Raw genomic sequence first — 17,406 nt, 5'->3', positions numbered from 1 at the left:
ACCCGGCCCGGACGATCGGCGCATCGCGACAGGTCAGCTCTCGCGATGCGCCAAACCCGGCGCCAATCGCGCAACCGCGGCCAACAGCCCGTCGAGCCGCGTTTCGGACAGCGCAGCCTCCGCCCATTCCAGGCCGGCCTGCGCCATCTCCGCATTCGCGGCAGCGTCGCGGTGCAGCCACACGATCTCGCGCGCGAAGTCGTGCGTGCTCGCGGCCACCCGCTTCGCCAGGACAGGCGGAAGTTGCAATCCTTCCACTGCAACCGGCGTACACACGCACGGGATCCCTGCAGCCAGGCTCTGCATCACCTTGCCCTTGATCCCGGCTCCGAACACCAGCGGGGCCACCGTGAGCCGCACACGCTCGAACAGATCAACCAGCACCGGAACATGCCCCACCGGCACGATCCGAGCGTCCCCGGCGTTGGCCAGGGCGGGTGGCAGCCGGCTGCCGGCGAGCAGGCAGGGCATGTCCGGCTCGTGCTCCCAGACCAGCGGCATGATCTCGCGCACCAGGCGGAGGGCGGCGTCGAGATTGGGCGCGTGCGCGTAATCGGCCAGGAAGGCGACACCACGACGCGCGGCAAAGCCCGTGACCACCGGACGCACCGGCACCGACCATGGCACGACATGGAGTTCCGCGCCGGGAAGTGCCGCCTGGATGATCGACGCCTCCTCGGCCGAGTGCGTCAGCGTGGCGTCCGCGACGGCCACGCAATCGAGCTCGCGGGCCCTGGTCTGTCGCGCCAGGGCAAGCAGTTCCGGCCGCTCCTGCGCTTCCGCCTGGCGGGCGAGCCGGATGTGCGCCAGGTCTGCCACCGCGTACACGATCCGGGCTTTCGGACACAGGTGGCGAACCAGCCGCGCATACCGGAAGGCGATCGGCCCGCGATGCAGATACACCAGTTGCAGACTGGCGGCATGGCGACGCAGCACCTCCTCGACGGACGCATAGAACGGCGCCCGGCACGGCGTGATGCCGTGGCCTGCAAGTCGCTCCGCCTGAAGCACGGTCCGGGGGTCGGCCGCGAAATCGGCGGCTGCGAACAGCACCGTCAGGCCGAGCCGCCGGAAGGCCTGCATGTGGGAAATCACGGCGCCCGACCCGGCATCCCGGTCGGCGTCCGGCATCAGCTCGTCGATCACCAGCATGGTGCCGCCCGGATCGGTCCCGTCGTTGCCCGGTAGCGGCGCGGTGATTGCCTTCGCGCGGAACTCGAGCAGCCTGTCGATCTGCCGGCGCAGGAACTCCAGCCGTTGGTCGATCGTCGTCGGGTCGGCCTCGACGCCGTCGAGCAGCAGTGTCTCGAGGCGGTCCAGGGTCGACGGGTCGAAATCCGGCGCGGGTTCGAGCAGCCAGGGCGAGTGGGCGAGTTCGAGCCCATCGAGCTCGCGCGTCACCCGCAACCGGTGATGCCCGAGCGGCGACAGCATTGCCCCAAAGATGAGCTCGAAGCCATGGCGGCCGTCGCCGATCCCGGCATCCGCGAGATCGTGGCGGAACCGGTTGGCAATGCAGCGGCCGATCAGCGTCCCGTTGAGCGTGACCAGCAGGCTGACCGGCTGGTCCGGCCAGCGGTCGTCCTGCGCCCAGCCGCGGATGCTGCGGCGATCGGCGACATCGACCTGGCCCCGGAGCGTTGCGGCCACGCGGCTCCCTCGCCCGGGCTCAGGCGGCGCGTCGGACCGCCGGTGCGACGCCGTCGAGCGACCGGCGCAGCATGACGTTCGAGGCGGCGGTCAAACCCGGCACCGCCAGCTCGAAACCGTGGCAGCCGGCTCCGAACCCGGCCAGCGCCAGATCACGACGGAAGGTATCGGCCAGCACCTGCGCCACCACCTGCCCGTCGAGCAGCACGTCGAGGCACACCGGCGTCTCGGGATGCTCGGCACACCAGGCCCAGCCGCGCAGACGGCCGGCCTCGATCTCGTCGATCTGCACGCGCAGCTCGGTCGCATGCTGCCGCACGGTCAGCCCTGCAACGGCGGCAAGCCGGCGCCGTATCGCCTCCAGCGCATGCCCGCTCTCGACGCGCGGCGCGCACCAGGCCGGCACGGTCGCGACACGGTCCGGATACAGCCGCGCATACTCCTCCGCGTTGTGGAACATGCCGCGGCTGTCGTCGTCGACGAAGCTCTCGGTGGCGGCACCCTCGGCCAGCAGCAGGTCGTGATCCTCGAGTTCGATGTGCAGGTAATGGATGTCGCCGATTGGCTCGTCCTGCACGATCGACATGCCGTTCACCAGCAAGCCGGCCGGCACCAGCACGCCATCCAGCAGCATCGCATGCTTCGGCGACACCAGCAGGTCGCGACGCGGCAGCCCCTCGCCCAGCGCGCCGGCACGAATGCGGATCGGCATGATATCCACGTTGCCAGCGGCGAACCGGCGCGCATAGCTGCGACGGCCGATCCACAGCACCGGTCGCGCAGCACCTGAGGCCGTCCGCACGAGATCGCCGATCTTCAATGTTTCCACCGGGGCTCCACCTGCCGCGGTGCCGATCAAGGTTCCGGGACAGAAGCACGCGACCGTATTGGAGAGGGTAATTTCGGTCTCACCTCCGTAGTAGCCATAGGACGAAAGTGGCGTGGCAAGGAAGATCGCGTCACGGTAATCACCAACAAAGTCCATAGTAATGGTCGTCGGACCGTTCTCTTGCACCAGCGTCAGGATCGTCGATGTCGCGGTACTATTCTGGTTCGTGAGCTGATATCGGCCGCCATCGACCGTCGCAGAGTCGGTGGCCGCGAATCCGGATATGTGGGCCAACTCGTCAGCTCCTACTGAAAATTCCAAGGAGGCGTCAGGCCCGGCAAACTGGATCGTCTCGCCGGAGCCGATTCCCCCCGCATCACCGTTGAAGCCGGAATCGATCTGAACGGTACCGGTGCCGGAGATCCCGTTCGTGCTGTTCCCGACATGGAGGCCCCCAGTCAGCTCCACCAGGCCCTGGTTGACGATCGGTGACAGGACATCACCGATATCAACAATCAGCGTTGCCCCGGCATCGACCGTCACGGTACCGGACTGAACAGATGCACCACTGGGTCCCGTCTGACCGCTGATCTCGATGCTCCCCTGGCTGTCGACCATGACAAGGCCATTATCAACGTCGAGCGTGCCGATGACTATCCGGCCGCCATCCTGTGTCGACAGGCTCGTTTCCTCGAGGCCTTGCCCGCGACCATCCGCGGCAATACCCATATGCATCGTGCCGTCGACGACGAGGATCGCTCCGGTGCCGATCACCGACACGTTGCCGATCAACAACGAGGCCGACCCTGCATCAAACTGCGCCGTAGCGCCCATCTGGATGCTGCCTGAGACGACATCCAGCGTGCCGGCCTGCACATGGCCGCCATCGGCGATCCAGAACGGGGCGGAGGACGCACCCTGATCGATGGTGAGGGTACCGCCGACATCGAGAATGCTGCCCGAACCACCCAGCGACACTCCGCCCAGGACATCTGCATCGCCGGTCACATCCACCTCGGCGCCCGGCGCTATCGCCATGATCCCGGTCGTGTCCCCTGGTGTCAGGACCTGCAACGTCTGGGTGACAAAGCTGCCGTCGAACAGCACGTCGTTGTGCACGGTGACGTCGAGAGCCGCGCCGCTTCCGGTGACGACGGTGAAATCCTGCTGCGCGTCGCCGGAAATCGTCACGCTGTCGAGCAGGCCGGGCGCCGTTGTCGCGGGGCTGGCGGTCGTCGTATCCAGCCAGCTCGACGCGTCATTCCAGGCAGCGGCCGCAACCGTGTTCCAGGCGAAGCTGTCGCCGGAGACCGTGCCCGCACTCGGGACCGGCTCAATCGCCGGGAGCGTGGTCGCGGCAACGACGTCGCTGACGTTGCCGGCCCCCTCGATCAGCGAGAACGTGACGCCGGACTCGTCGCCCTGCAGGGTCACGGAGGCGACTGTTCCCGAGGTGCCCCCGAGAGCCAGGACGCCGGACGCCGGATCATAGGTCAGCTGCGTGCCGAGGCTCCCGAAGTAGCCGAAGGCGAACTGGATTTCGTCGCCGGACGACGTGAAGCCTGAGACTGAGGACGAGATAGAACTGCCCGACAGCTGCAAGGACGCGGATGGGCCTGTGAATGCGATCGTCACGCCGGACGCGCCATCGAGCAACAGCCTCGCCGACTGGTCGATCTGCACGATGCCGGTGCCGGTGATGTCGCCCGCTGCAAGCGTGCCGCTGGAGGCTTCGATCAGGCCGTTGTCGGTAACCGACGAGAAACCGGAGAGGCCACCGAGGCGCCCCGACCCGACCAGCGAGGAGCCGGCATCGATCGTGATCGATCCCAGGCCGATGATCGCGTTGTCGAGGAGCAGCCGTGCCGTCGAGGTCGTGCCCGAGCCGATCTCGAGACTGCCGCCGCCAAGCCGGTCCGCAAGGATCTCGGCGCCGGTGGTGATCTCGAACACCCCTGACTGCACCTGCACCGTAGTCGCATAAACGTTGTCGTACAGGATGTCGTAACCGGACAAATACAGCGTGCCCGCCTCGGCGTTTCCGGTGTTGTGGATGTCGATGGCGTCGGATTCGGTCGGGCCCCCGGCGATCGTCACCGTGTCATCGGTCGAAGGCGGCGTGGTCGCGACGGGCCCGGTGGGGGAGCCGATCCTGTAAACGCCGGGATCGCTGAAATCGCCAGCCCCGTACGTCGTCCAGAAATACTCCTGACCCATCCGCCACTCCCGTCGTTTATTTTTACAACGTTAGCAGCGGATCGGGACCATAACCATGACAGATTACCGAAACGATTAGCGCCCGGCTTCAGCCTGCCAGGCGCCGCTCCGGCATCATTCCGTCCAGCGAGCGGCGCAGGGTGACGGTCGATCTGGCGGCCAGGCCGGGCACCGCAAGTTCGAAACCGTGGCAGCCGGCGCCGATGCCGGCCAGCGCCAGATCCCGGCGGTAGCGGTCGGCCAGAACCTGTCCCGCCAAGTCCCCGTCCACCAGAATATCCAGGCACACCGGCATGTCCGGATGCTCTGCACACCACGCCCAGCCGCGCACCCGGCCGTCCTGCACATCGTCGATCTGCGTACGGAGTGTCGGCGCTTCCACCGGCTCAGTCAGGCCAGCATGCACCGCGAGCCGACGCAGGATCGCCTCCAGCGCATGTCCGCTTTCCACCCGCGGCGCGCACCAGAGCGGTGCCGTCGCAACCCGATCCGGATACAGCCGCGCATATTCGGCCGCGTTGTGGAACATGCTGCGGCTGTCGTCGTCGACGAAGCTTTCCGTGGGCGCACCCTCGGCCAGCAGCAGGTCATGATCCTCGAGTTCGATGTGCAGGTAACGAACGTCGTCGATCGGCTGCTCCTGCACGATCGACACGCCGTTCACCAGCAGTGCGGCCGGCACCAGCACGCCATCCAGCAGCATGGAATGCATCGGCGACACCAGCAGGTCACGATGCGGCAGCCCCTCGCCCAGTGCGCCAGCGCGGATGCGGATCGGCGTGATCGCGGTGTTTCCGGCCACGAACCGCTGCGCATAGGTGCGACGGCCGATCCACAAGACCGGCCGCAGAACGCCCGCCGCCGTCAGGACGCGATCACCGATCTCCAACGCCTCGACCGGCCGTTCGCCTGCTTCGGTGGCGATCAGCGTGCCCGGGCAGAAACACGCCACCGCCTCGGAAACCGTAATCTCGGTGTAGAGAATATCGAGGCCCTGATAGACAACGACGGGATCCTGGACAGCAAAGTTCTGGCCGCCGAAATTGCCGGCGAGCGTGAACGTCGCGCGGTCGCCGGCGTCGTCGGCCAGCGTCAGAATGGTGCGCTCGGCATTGCTGTCCTGGCTCTGCAGCGAATAATCACCGCCGAACTGCAGACCATCGGTGGCCTGGAACCCGGTGACGTTGAAGGTCGTGCTGCCCGGCTCCAGGCCGAAATTCAGGATCGCGTTGCTGCCGGCGAAGCGGATCGTCTGGGTGTCGTCGATGCTTCCCACGGACGCTGCGGAGAATCCGGCATCGACCTGAAGTACGCCATTTCCGGAAACCTCGGCGAGCTCCGGGTTCCCCCCGCCGAGTTCGATCACGCCGTCGTTCCAGATCGGCACATCGATCTCGCCGCCATTCACCACGAGCCTCGCGCCGGGATCGACGGTGACATCACCCTGACGCACCATGCCGGTTGCCGGATCGACGTCGGGCACGCCGGACCCGATCTCGATGCTGCCACCCTGGTCGACACCGATCCTGCCCTGGTCCAGCACGATCTCGCCTGCCAGCACGCTGCCGCCGGCCAGGGTCGCCAGGGTCGCACTCTGCACGCCCGCGGCGCCCGGCGTGGCCGAGCCGACTGTCAGGGTGCCACCGACCGTCATGCGGCTGCTGGCGCCGATCACCGAGAGTTGGCCCAGAATGGAGGCCGTCGTGGCGGCGAACGCCTGGTCCTCGAACATGCTCACCGGGACGGTGGTGGTCCCGGCATCGACCGTCAGCGCGCCGGTCGCGAAGGAGCCGTCGAAGATCACGCCGTGGGAAACAGTCACCGACCCCGCCTCGCCCGAGCCGGTCAGCTCGAAAGGCGCGTTGTTCGGATTGTACTCGGTTCCGGAAATCTGGACGGAATCGTTCATGCCGGGAGGGGTGGTCGCAGGTGTTCCGGCGCCGACGATCCAGCTGGCCGGATTGTTCCACGCTCCGACCGGCGCCTCGGCGTAGGTGTACACCAGCCCGACATCGTCGAGTGCGGCCGGCATTGCCTGAGGAACAAGCATGCCGATGCCGCGATCGTCCGGATTATCGACTGCGAGGCTCGTACCCAGGGCTTTTTCCATACACCGCGATCCTTTTTGATCTGCGGCTGTAATTACTACCAATGGTGTCAAATGTCTTCATCAACAACCCGATATGAAAAAGGCCGGCCCGTTGCCGGGCCGGCCTGTTTTCGTCGACGCTGTGACGTCGGGTTACGCCGACTTCGCCATGATCTCGTCGGCGATGTTGCGCGGCACCGGGTCGTAATGATGGAACTGCATGGTGAACGAGGCGCGGCCCTTGGTCATCGACCGCAGGTGCGAGATGTAGCCGAACATCTCCTTCAGCGGCACCTGGGCGCGCACCGTCACCGTCGAACCGGCACTCTCCTGGTTCTGGATCTGGCCGCGACGACGGTTGAGATCGCCCACCACGTCGCCGACATGATCCTGCGGCGTGGTGCACTCGACATCCATGATCGGCTCGAGGATCACCGGCGAGGCGCGCTTCATGCCCTCGCGGAAGCAGGCCTTGGCCGCGATCTCGAATGCCAGCGCGGACGAGTCGACGTCATGGTACTTGCCGTCGACCAGCGTGTACTTGAAGTCGACGGTCGGGAAGCCTGCAAGCACACCGGTCGAGGACTGCACCCGAATGCCCTTCTCGACGGCCGGGATGTATTCCTTCGGCACCGTGCCGCCGACGACCTTGTTCTCGAACAGGATGCCGGCATTCCGCTCCTGCGGCGAGAACTCGATCTTCACCTCGGCGTACTGGCCCGAACCGCCCGACTGCTTCTTGTGGGTGTAGGTCTCGGTGTGCGTCTTGCTGATGGTCTCGCGATACGCCACCTGCGGCGCGCCGATATTCGCGTCGACGCCATACTCGCGGCGCAAGCGGTCGATGATGATCTCGAGATGCAGCTCGCCCATGCCGGACAGGATGGTCTGGCCGGTTTCCTGGTCGGTCTTGAGGCGCAGGCTCGGATCCTCGCCGGCGAGCTTCTGCAGCGCCAGCGTCATCTTCTCGACGGCTTCCTTGGTCTTCGGCTCGACCGAGATGTCGATCACCGGAACCGGGAACGCCATGCGCTCCAGAATCACCGGGTCATCGGCCGAGGCCAGCGTGTCGCCGGTGCCGGTATCCTTCAGGCCCACGAAGGCGGCGATGTCGCCAGCCTGCACTTCCTTGATTTCCGCACGCTTGTCGGCGTGCATCTGGAACATGCGGCCGATCCGCTCCTTGTGGTCCTTGGTCGTGTTCATGACCTGATCGCCGGACTTCAGCGAGCCGGAATAGACCCGCACGAAGGTCAGGGTGCCGTACTTGTCGTTGATGATCTTGAAGGCGAGGCCGGAGAAGTTGCCTTTCGGATCGACCTTGATCAGGCGGCGCAGCTTCGGATCGCCATCCTCCTGGCCCTCCTCGGCGGCAACGCGGATGCCTTCGCGGTCGTCCGGCGCCGGCAGGTAGTCGAGCACCGCATCAAGCAGCGGCTGCACGCCCTTGTTCTTGAACGCCGTGCCGCACAGCACCGGACGGAACACGCCAGAAATGGCACCCGCCTTGATGCAGCGCTTCAGGGTCGCGACATCGACGTCGCCCTTCTCGAAATACTCTTCCATCGCCTCGTTATCGACCGAGAGCGCGGTGTCGAGCAGCAGCTGGCGGGCTTCCTTGGCGCGCTCCAGCAGGTCGGCGGGGATTTCCTCGTCGTGGAACTTCGCGCCGAGCTCGCCGCCTTCCCAGATGATCGCCTTCATCTCGACCAGGTCGACGACGCCGATGAAGGTCTCCTCGATGCCGATCGGCAGCTGCAGCGGCAGCGCGATGATGTCGAGCTTCTCCTTCAGCGTGTCGAACGCGCGGTAGAAGTCGGCGCCGGTGCGGTCCAGCTTGTTGATGAAGATGATGCGCGGGACGTTGTAGCGGTCGGCGAGACGCCAGTTGGTCTCGGACTGCGGCTGCACGCCGGCCACGCCCTCGATGATGAAGATGGCGCCATCGAGCACACGCAGCGACCGGTTCACCTCGATGTTGAAATCGATATGGCCGGGAGTGTCGATGATGTTGATGCGGTGGTCCTTCCACTCGCACGTCACCGCAGCCGAGGTGATGGTGATCCCCCGCTCGCGCTCCTGCTCCATGTAGTCGGTGGTGGTGTTGCCCTCATGGACCTCACCGATCCGGTGCGACACGCCGGTATAGTACAGGATGCGCTCGGTGGTGGTGGTCTTGCCAGCATCGATGTGCGCGGTGATGCCGATATTGCGGATCTTGGACAGTTCGGACACGGCTCTCTCCTCAAACCAAGAAGGCGCGACCGGAGCGGGCTCCGCGCGCCTTCCCGGGCCGCGGGCTAAGCCTGGCGGCCGAAAGACTGATGGGGCCTCACATGCGCGAGAAGCCCCGATTTTGCAAGACCGATGGGCGGCGGCGGACCCCTCAGGATCCGCGCCGGCCCGGACCGGCCTCAGGCGGGCTGGGCGGCCTGCTTCTTGACCTGGGCGCGAAGGATCCGGCGCTTCAGGATCTGCGCCGCTTCCGGCAGGCGACGGTTCGGCGTCGTCAGCAGGAAGCTGTCGAGGCCGCCATTATGCTCGATCGTGCGCAGGCCGTGCGTGGTGACGCGCATGCGGATCGACGTGCCGAGCACATCCGACAGCAGCGACGTATCCTGCAGGTTCGGCAGGTAGCGGCGGCGGCTCTTGTTGTTGGCGTGGCTGACGTTGTTGCCCGTCAGCACGCCCTTGCCGGTCATTTCGCAGCGGCGCGACATCGTCTCATCCTTAAGGTCACACGTCCCGGTCAACCGGAACGAAACACCGAACGCCCGGCGCAACCGGGCCCGGTTTGATCGTCTCATCGAGGCGCGGCTTATCACCCCACGGCCGGCAATCCGTCAAGCTCTTCCTGGCGCCCACCCGGAGCGCGGCGCCTCAGGCCTGGCCGCCGCCACGATCGTTGGACGGATGCAACTCGCCGGCGCGCACGCTCACCATGGCGTTCTCAAGCATGCGGATCATCACCGTCTGGTCCATCGTGCGTGCGAGCAGCCCGAGCGAGCCGCCCAGCAGCGCCGAGGCAATCGCCAGCGGCGGCAGCTGCTCGCCCAGCATGTACTCGATCGCCTTGTCCACGACCGCGCCGGCGTGGCTCAGCTCGGCCGGAACCGATCCATCCTGTCCGAGCGGCTGTTCGCCGGTGTGGTCGTGATGCTGCTCGACGCTCATGCTGCCTCCTGTGGCGGGCTCGACCGAGTCGCGAGCCTTGCCCCTCATGCCTCGACCGTGCCGCGCGAGCGCAGGCCGGATGCCTCGTGTCTGCCACGGATTGTCTGCTGCCGGGTGGCCGGCCGCCGTCGGTGTAGCGCACACATGGGACTGCGCCACCCGCTAATCCAGCCGGCTTTCAGGGAGCGACGCCCGTCGTCACCAGCTCCGCCTGCACGCCACGCGGCCGACCCGGCGCCGGATGCTCGGCTGCCTCGACATGCTCCTCCGCCGCTTCCTCCTCGGACTGCGCCGCCCACATCCGAGCATACACGCCGTCGGATGCCAGCAGCTCGCGGTGGCTGCCACGCTCGGCGACCAGCCCGTCCACCAGCACCAGGATCTCGTCGGCATCGACCACCGTCGACAGCCGGTGGGCGATCACCAGGGTCGTGCGATTGGCTGCCACCGTGCGCAGCGCCGACTGGATCTCCTGCTCGGTGTGGGTGTCGAGCGCGCTGGTCGCCTCGTCCAGGATCAGCACGCGCGGGTTCTTCAGGATGGTACGGGCGATCGCCACCCGCTGCTTCTCGCCGCCGGACAGCTTCAGCCCGCGCTCGCCGACGCGGGTGTCGTAGCCCTCCGGCAGCCGCATCACGAAGTCATGCACCTGCGCCAGTTGGGCCGCGTGCTCGATCTCGGCCTGGGTGGCGCCGATCCGGCCATAGGCGATGTTGTAGCGGATGGTGTCGTTGAACAGCACGGTGTCCTGCGGCACCACGCCGATTGCCGCGCGCAGGCTCTCCTGGGCGTAGTCGCGCACATCGGTGCCGTCGAGCAACACCCGGCCGGCATTTACGTCATAGAAGCGGAACAGCAGCCGGCTGATCGTCGACTTGCCCGCGCCGGTGGGGCCGACGATCGCGGTGCGTCCACCCGGCTGCACCGAGAAGCTCACCCCGTGCAGGATCTCGCGGTTCGGCCGGTAGCCGAAATGCACGTCCTCGAACCGGACCTCAGCTGGTGGCGCATCCTCGAGCCGGGCCGGCAGCAGTGCTGGGGACGTCGGGTCCTGCACCTCCTGCGCCTCGCCGAGCAGCTTGAACATCTGCTCCAGGTCGACCAGCGATTGACGCAGCGAGGAGTACACGAAGCCGAGCAGGTTCAGCGGCTGATACAGCTGCATCAGGTAGGTGTTCACCAGCACGAACTTGCCGACGGTCAGCTTGCCCGCCGCCACGCCCTGCGCCGCCATCAGCATGATCACCGCCAGGGCCACCGCGATGATCGTTACCTGGCCGATATTGAGCATGTTGAGCGAGACCTGGGTGCGCACGGCCGCCCGCTCGTAGCGCGACTGGGTTTCGTCGTAGCGCCGGGCCTCGTGGCGCTCGTTGCCGAAATACTTGACCGTCTCGTAGTTCAGCAGGCTGTCCAGCGCCTTGCTGCTGGCCTCGCTCTCCACTTCGTTCATCTTTCGGCGGATGCCGATGCGCCAGCCGGTGAACGCCACGGTGAAGCCGACATACACCACCACCGTCAGCAGCGTGGCGAGCGCGAAGCGCCAGTCGAACAACCGCCAGATCACCGCGGTTACCATTAGCGTCTCGAACAATGTCGGCACGATGTTGAACACGCCGAGCCGGAGGATCAGCTCGATCGCCTGGGTGCCACGCTCCACCGCCCGGGTGACGCCGCCGGTCTGGCGGTCGAGATGGAAGCGCAGCGACAGCCGGTGCAGGTGGCTGAAGGTCTGCATCGCGGTGACCCGGATCACCCTCTGCTTGACCGGCGCGAACACCGCGTCGCGCAGCTCGCCGAAGCCGCCGGTGGCGATCCGCAGCAGCCCATACGCGACGATCAGCCCGACCGGGACCACCAGCATGTGGGTCGGGTCGCGGTGCGAGAGCCGGTCGATGGCGCGGGCATAGACCAGCGGCACGCAGACCGTGGCGAGCTTGGCCGCGATCAGCAGCACGATCGCCGCAACGACATGCGCCCGGGTGCGGAGGTCGCGCTTCGGCCAGAGATACGGCAGCAGCCCGCGCACCGTCTGCAGCGCCGTACGTGTCGAAAGGGCGGCTCGGGGGGCGCTTGTCGTGGGAGGTGTCATTCTCACGGATGTGGCACCGAAGCTGTCGAAAACAAAGGTCGGGTATGTCGCTCGCGCGCTGTTGCAAGGCAGGCTCGTGCGACGGCACGCTGCGCCATGACACCCAGCATCGCGCCCTTCCTCCGCCACCTCGACGCCTGCAACAACGCCGACTTGCCGGGCGGCCGCCTGCCGTTCCTGCTCGGGAGCGCCCAGGTCGGCTGGATCGCGCCTGGCCTGGCGCCCGAACTGGAACGCCGTGGGGTCCGCCGCGAGGGTGACCGGCTCATCCTCGACGACGGACGACGGCTCCTGTCACTCGGCCAGGAGATGGCCAGCGACGGCCTGTTCCGCGATCGCCACGAGCCGTTCGACGTGCGCGCCGAGCCAGACGGTGCGGTACTGGCGCAGCTCGATCGCGGTGCCCTGCCGAGCTTCGGGGTGCTGGCCGACGGGGTGCACGTGAACGGCATCGTCGAGCGCGCCGACGGCACCCACCTGTGGGTCGGCAGGCGCGCACCCGACAAGCTGCTCGACCCGGACAAGCTCGACCACCTGATCGGCGGCGGTGTCTCGGCCGGGTACGACAGCCGCCGGACGCTGGCCAAGGAAGGAGCCGAGGAGTGCAGCCTGCCTGCAGAGCTGGCCGGGCAGGCGGTGCTGGTCGCGACCATCCGGTACGCGATGGCGCGACCGGAAGGACTGCGGCGCGACCGGCTGCTGTGCTTCGACCTGGTGCTGCCCGAGAGCTTTCAGCCGGTGCCCGCCGACGGCGAGGTGGTGTCGTTTACGCTGTTGCCACTCGCCGAGGTGTTCCGCCTGGTCCGCGACACCGACGCATTCAAGTTCAACGTCAACCTGGTGCTGATCGACCTGTTCCTGCGTCACGGCCTGATCGACCCAGCGACCAGCGATGGTGAGCTCCTGAGACACTACCTGAACGGGTCGTCCCTGGGATCAGCCACGAGGTGATGGCGCGGCCTGACGGTTCCGCCCAGTCTCACTCCACAAGCTTCGCCAGGACAGCCGGCCGAGGCGCCCGCCTCACATGACGCAGCCTCCGGGTGGAGCGCAGGGCGAAGCGTTGCCTCGGTCGATGCCACGGACAGTCGCCGGATACCGGACGACCGCCTCGTCGGTTGGCTAGTCCTCACCCCCGGGCGACATCACCCGGGTCCTGCACGGCCTGATCTGGACCGGCCGTGCAGGGTGAGCACTAGCCTCCTTGCGGCGGGGGTGGCGCCATCGTGCCGGGCGGGGGTGCCGGCGGCATGTATGCGGGTGCCGGCGCCATCATCCGGGAACCCGGCGTGCCTGGTGGCACCTGGTGCCAGTTCTGCGGGTTCTTGTCGTCCTGCTGCGCGTTGAGCTTGTCGACGGCGCTATTGCCGGTGCCGTCGGCATACGGCGAGTGCGGCGGCGGCTGATGCTGCGCCAAGGCCGGGGCAGCTCCTGCCATGAGTGCGAGCGCCGTCACCAGCGCGGGTGCACAAGAATATCGACCGATACGCGACATGATCGTCCTCCATTGCTTTCGCACATCATGACGCACGAGACCGCCCCGCGGTTTACCACTCAGCTCGAGCGTATCGCCGCCGCGAGCTGGTCGATCAGCGCGCGGCCCTGTTTCAGAACGCCGGCCATCTGCATGAAGCCGTGGATCATCCCCGGATAGCGGACCAGCGCCACCCTCACCCCGGCCTCCCGCAGCCGGTCGGCATAGAGCTCGCCCTCGTCGCGCTGCGGGTCGAACTCGGCGGTGACCACCAGGGTCGGCGGCAAGCCGTGCAGCGCCTCGAGCGGTGCCAGGGCCGGCGACGCATGCGGCTGCGTCCGGTCGATGCCTGGTGGCAGGTATTGGTCCAGCACCACCTCCTTGCCCTTCCGGTCCAGGACGATGCCGTCATTCTGCTGCCAGGAAGGCTGGTTGCTACCGGCCCGCGCGTCGGCATCCGGATACACCAGCAGCTGCAGAACGACCGGCCCGAGCCCCTGGTCGCGGGCCAGCATCGCCCCCACGGTCGCGACGTTGCCGCCGGCACTGTCGCCCCCGACCATGATCCGCGCCGGATCGAACCCGAGCGACGCCGCATGGGTCGCCGCCCAGCCGATGCTGGCGGCTGCGTCATTGACCGCGGCCGGAAACGGATCGGCCGGCGCCAGGCGGTAATCCACCGCGAGGATCCCGCACGCCGCCCGGTTGGCCAGCGCCCGCAGCGGCACGTCGTGCGATCCCTGGCCGCCGCCGACGAAGCCGCCGCCATGGAACCACAGCAGCAACGGACCGCTGGCCGACCCCGCCGGCCGATACAGCTGGGCGTGGATCGGCACCTCGGCGCCGTCGATCAGCAGGTCCTCGACGGCCTCGATCGGCTCGGGGCGACCGGACAGGTTGCCGTTGGACTGCTTGCCGTCGGTCGAGGGCGGTGCCTTGGCCCGGGCTGCCATGAACTCGAGCAGCGTCCGGGCGGCCGGATCGATTTCACCGGCCGTGGGGGTGAGCCAGGGCAGCGTCGCCGCCTGCATGTCGGTCATCGTGTGCTTTCTTCGTCATGTTCCAGGGTCGGTGCGCCACGATCCGACGTGGGATCCGCCATGCGCACCGTAGAACTCCAGGTCGCCACCAACACCCCCTCCCTGGACGGGACCAACCACACCGACGCGCTGTTGCGCCCGGCGCGTGAGCTCGGCCTGACGCGCCCGACCGGGAGCCCGCGACCGTGCTGGCCCCGCTCGGCGATGGCGGCGAGGTGGTGGCCGATTACCGTATGACCGGCCTCAGCCTGAAGCGCTACCCGCTCTCGCTGCTGCGCCCTGCCCTGCAGACGCGCGGCCTGGTGCCGTGCGGCGTGCTGGCGACGGCGCGCGACGGACGGCGGCTGGGCGTGGCCGGCATCGTGCTGGTGCGCCAGAAGCCCGGCTCGGCCAAGGGCGTGATGTTCATGACGATTGAGGACGAGGCCGGCATCGGCAACCTGGTGATCTGGCCGTCGCTGTTCGAGCGCCAGCGCAGCCTGATCCTGTCCGCCGGCATGGTCGCCTGCCACGGCCGCGTGCAGCGCGCGGGCGAGGTCGTGCATCTGGTCGCCGACCGCCTGGAGAACCTGACCCCGCCGCTCCGCGACCTGGAACACAGCCGCGCCTTCCGCGATGGACGCCGCGACCGGGACCATGGGTCGGCGCCGATCAGGGTGCCGACACGGGATTTTAGGTAGGTGAAAGCGTCAGGCTCACCAAGCTATTTGATATTCCGGTTTCCGTGCACTCTGAACACCCGAACTGCAATATAGCTAATCTCATTTTTAGCGAGCCGCGAGATCTTCGAACTGACAAGAGAGCTAAGGTTCATACCCCAAGAGCCGTCGAACCCGCACAGCATTAAGACCGCTACTCTTCGCCAACTCCTTTAAAGCCAGCCGCATGTTTGTAGCCACAATACCGCAATTAGGATCGATATACTTGCTTTGATCAAGCCTTACGGCATTACTAACTATCATGCTTAGCTCGCCTCCTGCTGACCTTTGCAGCATTTCAACAAGATCCTGCACACTAACTGTGGATAGAAATTTGATAGCCTCCTGCGACCACCCGTTAGTAATCCCTAGTAAAACCTCTTTAGGGTTTTCTGTCAACGGAAGTTTGTCTAGATTTTTTTGAATAGTATCTCTTATAGACTTGTGCACGGTTTCGTCCGTTGAAGACCGCTCCTCATAATATTTTCTCGGCTTCGCCTCTATACTTTCTAAGTAATCCTTTAGCAACGCATCGGACTCTGCCCCGTAACTCAATTTATTCAGCAAATCAATACGCTCTGTGATCTCTGCTGGACTCATATGCTCAAGCAATTCAGGACCAGGGCTACAAAGTACCCGGACTATGGCTTCGACATTATCATCAAAATTATTGTAGATAAGTCTCCACGGGGCTTGCATAGCTTCTTGGAGCCCATACACTCTAGACCGCTTATCAATTATAAGCGCTTGGGCTAAAATATCTCTCTCATCAAACCATCCTGCTTCTAAACCCAACAGAATGGCCCTATCAAAGTCGTCGAAACTAACAAAACCATAAGCGCTTAAAATGGGATCTAGTTTTACTATTTCTGTTGCGGACTTTTCCTCGAATGAACGTGAAGCAGTCTTTCGATAGCCCCTCAAGCCGTCCAATTTTGGGGCCAAATCAGGCTCGAACACAGTCCAACCAAGTAGCGCAACGGAAGCTATCATGGTTTTCATTACATCAGGGTGGAGTCCCTGTAACGTTTTTTCAAGATAAACCATAAAGCGCCTAATCCGTTTGATTACCCGGATATTAGTGACGCCAAGCATGATAGTACGCTCTGCAAGCGCTTGATCAAGCGGCTCATCGCCGAGTGCGAGGTCAACTGCTTCTTGAGGAGTAGGCTCAAAACGAATGGAATGGTCCATCACCTTCTCTAGATATTTACGATATATAAGCTTTGAATCACCCAACCCCTCGTCATTGAGAAGAAGAACAACTTTACAATTCTTTTGTTCCTTTAGAAAAGAAGCAAAGCCGAGGATTTCTTGGATCTCCAGGCCGTTCCCGGCGCGCTCGATGTCATCGATGCAGACGATCTGGTTTGATATCAAATACGAGCTGCTGAAATCGATCAGATCAGAAAGCTTTCCGACTACAGGTAACCCGGCGATGATTGTTTTAGCCGGGCGGGCGAAACGCCTTGACGCCTTGACTAACAGCGCCTTTCTGCTCGCCTCGTCTGATAAACTATCGGATAGCGCATCCCACGTGGGCGTAAGTGAGTTACCCTTCAAAGAAACTGTGGACTGAAAGATCAAGGATTTAAGGTTATCCAAGCTTCGTATACCAAACGCCGAGACGTAAGCATACATTTGACGACTGCACAGGTCGCCTTTGCAGCGCCGATCAATCTCACTCTTCCAGGCTGTCGTCTTTCCGACACCCCATCGTCCAGTGATGCTTATGACTTCTGGCTGGTCCTCCGAAAGAAAACGGTCAATTTCTTTCAAAGCCCGAGAACTTGACATGTATCCGCCTTCTTGCTGGAGAGTTTATATCATATTTCAATCTTTAGTTTATAGCGTCTGTGTATTATTAAAGATCGGTCATTCTTTCGAAGCTAGAAGTCTTCCACCTACTTTCAGTTGCCAGATCCAGTGCCAAGGTCGATATTCTCTAAATCTACGTCATAGCTTAGGATGCCTGCTTGTTCCAGATCTCACTTTGGGCGGGACGTCTCTTGGTTGCCATGATAAGTTTCATCAACTTACATAAAACAACTATGACAGCTGCTCTCAACTAAGCACGGCATCATAAAATCTCTAACCTCAGGAAATCGCATTTGATAGACCATTTTCAGCCGGTCCTGAACCG

At 64.7% G+C, this 17,406-nt stretch carries 12 protein-coding genes; 2 read left to right on the top strand and 10 right to left on the bottom strand.

The genetic code is table 11. The features are described from left to right. Positions 1-33: 33 nt before the first annotated feature. From ACOEQ2_RS17620 to ACOEQ2_RS17590, 7 genes are all read right to left on the bottom strand, one after another. On the bottom strand, positions 34-1,650 hold the full coding sequence (locus tag ACOEQ2_RS17620) for a glycosyltransferase (protein WP_419729242.1): 1,617 nt from the start codon (positions 1,648-1,650) through the stop codon (positions 34-36). 19 nt (positions 1,651-1,669) lie between these two features. Beyond that, entirely contained in the window at positions 1,670-4,696 is a 3,027-nt protein-coding gene (locus ACOEQ2_RS17615; protein WP_419729241.1) for a Hint domain-containing protein, read from the bottom strand. 88 nt (positions 4,697-4,784) lie between these two features. Further along, entirely contained in the window at positions 4,785-6,857 is a 2,073-nt protein-coding gene (locus ACOEQ2_RS17610; protein WP_419729240.1) for a Hint domain-containing protein, read from the bottom strand. 81 nt (positions 6,858-6,938) lie between these two features. Beyond that, complete coding sequence (gene fusA / locus ACOEQ2_RS17605) at positions 6,939-9,020, bottom strand: elongation factor G (RefSeq protein WP_419729239.1); 2,082 nt, start codon at positions 9,018-9,020, stop codon at positions 6,939-6,941. A gap of 179 nt (positions 9,021-9,199) precedes the next feature. Further along, entirely contained in the window at positions 9,200-9,505 is a 306-nt protein-coding gene (gene rpmB / locus ACOEQ2_RS17600; RefSeq protein WP_419729238.1) for a 50S ribosomal protein L28, read from the bottom strand. 160 nt (positions 9,506-9,665) lie between these two features. Continuing rightward, a complete protein-coding gene (locus ACOEQ2_RS17595) occupies positions 9,666-9,959 on the bottom strand; it encodes a hypothetical protein (RefSeq protein WP_419729237.1) in 294 nt (97 codons plus the stop codon). A gap of 178 nt (positions 9,960-10,137) precedes the next feature. After that, a complete protein-coding gene (locus ACOEQ2_RS17590; RefSeq protein ID WP_419729236.1) occupies positions 10,138-12,051 on the bottom strand; it encodes an ABCB family ABC transporter ATP-binding protein/permease in 1,914 nt (637 codons plus the stop codon). 96 nt (positions 12,052-12,147) lie between these two features. Between ACOEQ2_RS17590 and ACOEQ2_RS17585 the strand changes: the two genes are divergently transcribed. After that, the gene (locus ACOEQ2_RS17585; protein ID WP_419729235.1) at positions 12,148-13,002 is read left to right on the top strand and encodes a thiamine pyrophosphokinase; all 855 of its coding nucleotides are present in this window, start codon (positions 12,148-12,150) and stop codon (positions 13,000-13,002) included. A gap of 244 nt (positions 13,003-13,246) precedes the next feature. Here the strand turns inward: ACOEQ2_RS17585 and ACOEQ2_RS17580 are convergent, their stop codons facing one another. Both ACOEQ2_RS17580 and ACOEQ2_RS17575 read right to left on the bottom strand, forming a co-directional pair. Then, positions 13,247-13,468, bottom strand: a complete 222-nt coding sequence (locus ACOEQ2_RS17580; RefSeq protein ID WP_419729234.1) for a hypothetical protein — start codon at positions 13,466-13,468, stop codon at positions 13,247-13,249. A gap of 137 nt (positions 13,469-13,605) precedes the next feature. After that, positions 13,606-14,565 (bottom strand): alpha/beta hydrolase, encoded by a 960-nt coding sequence (locus ACOEQ2_RS17575; protein ID WP_419729233.1) that lies wholly within the window; start codon positions 14,563-14,565, stop codon positions 13,606-13,608. Between the two features lie 185 nt (positions 14,566-14,750). Between ACOEQ2_RS17575 and ACOEQ2_RS17570 the strand changes: the two genes are divergently transcribed. Beyond that, a complete protein-coding gene (locus ACOEQ2_RS17570) occupies positions 14,751-15,245 on the top strand; it encodes an OB-fold nucleic acid binding domain-containing protein (RefSeq protein ID WP_419729232.1) in 495 nt (164 codons plus the stop codon). 123 nt (positions 15,246-15,368) lie between these two features. Here the strand turns inward: ACOEQ2_RS17570 and ACOEQ2_RS17565 are convergent, their stop codons facing one another. Further along, positions 15,369-17,060: a hypothetical protein gene (locus ACOEQ2_RS17565; protein WP_419729231.1), complete on the bottom strand. Its 1,692-nt coding sequence runs from the start codon at positions 17,058-17,060 to the stop codon at positions 15,369-15,371. Positions 17,061-17,406: the final 346 nt, after the last annotated feature.

Source organism: Lichenicola sp., from assembly GCF_965198575.1.
GTDB lineage: Bacteria > Pseudomonadota > Alphaproteobacteria > Acetobacterales > Acetobacteraceae > Lichenicola.
Note: the sequence above shows the minus strand (reverse complement) of the source record. Positions and strands in the feature narration are given on the sequence as shown.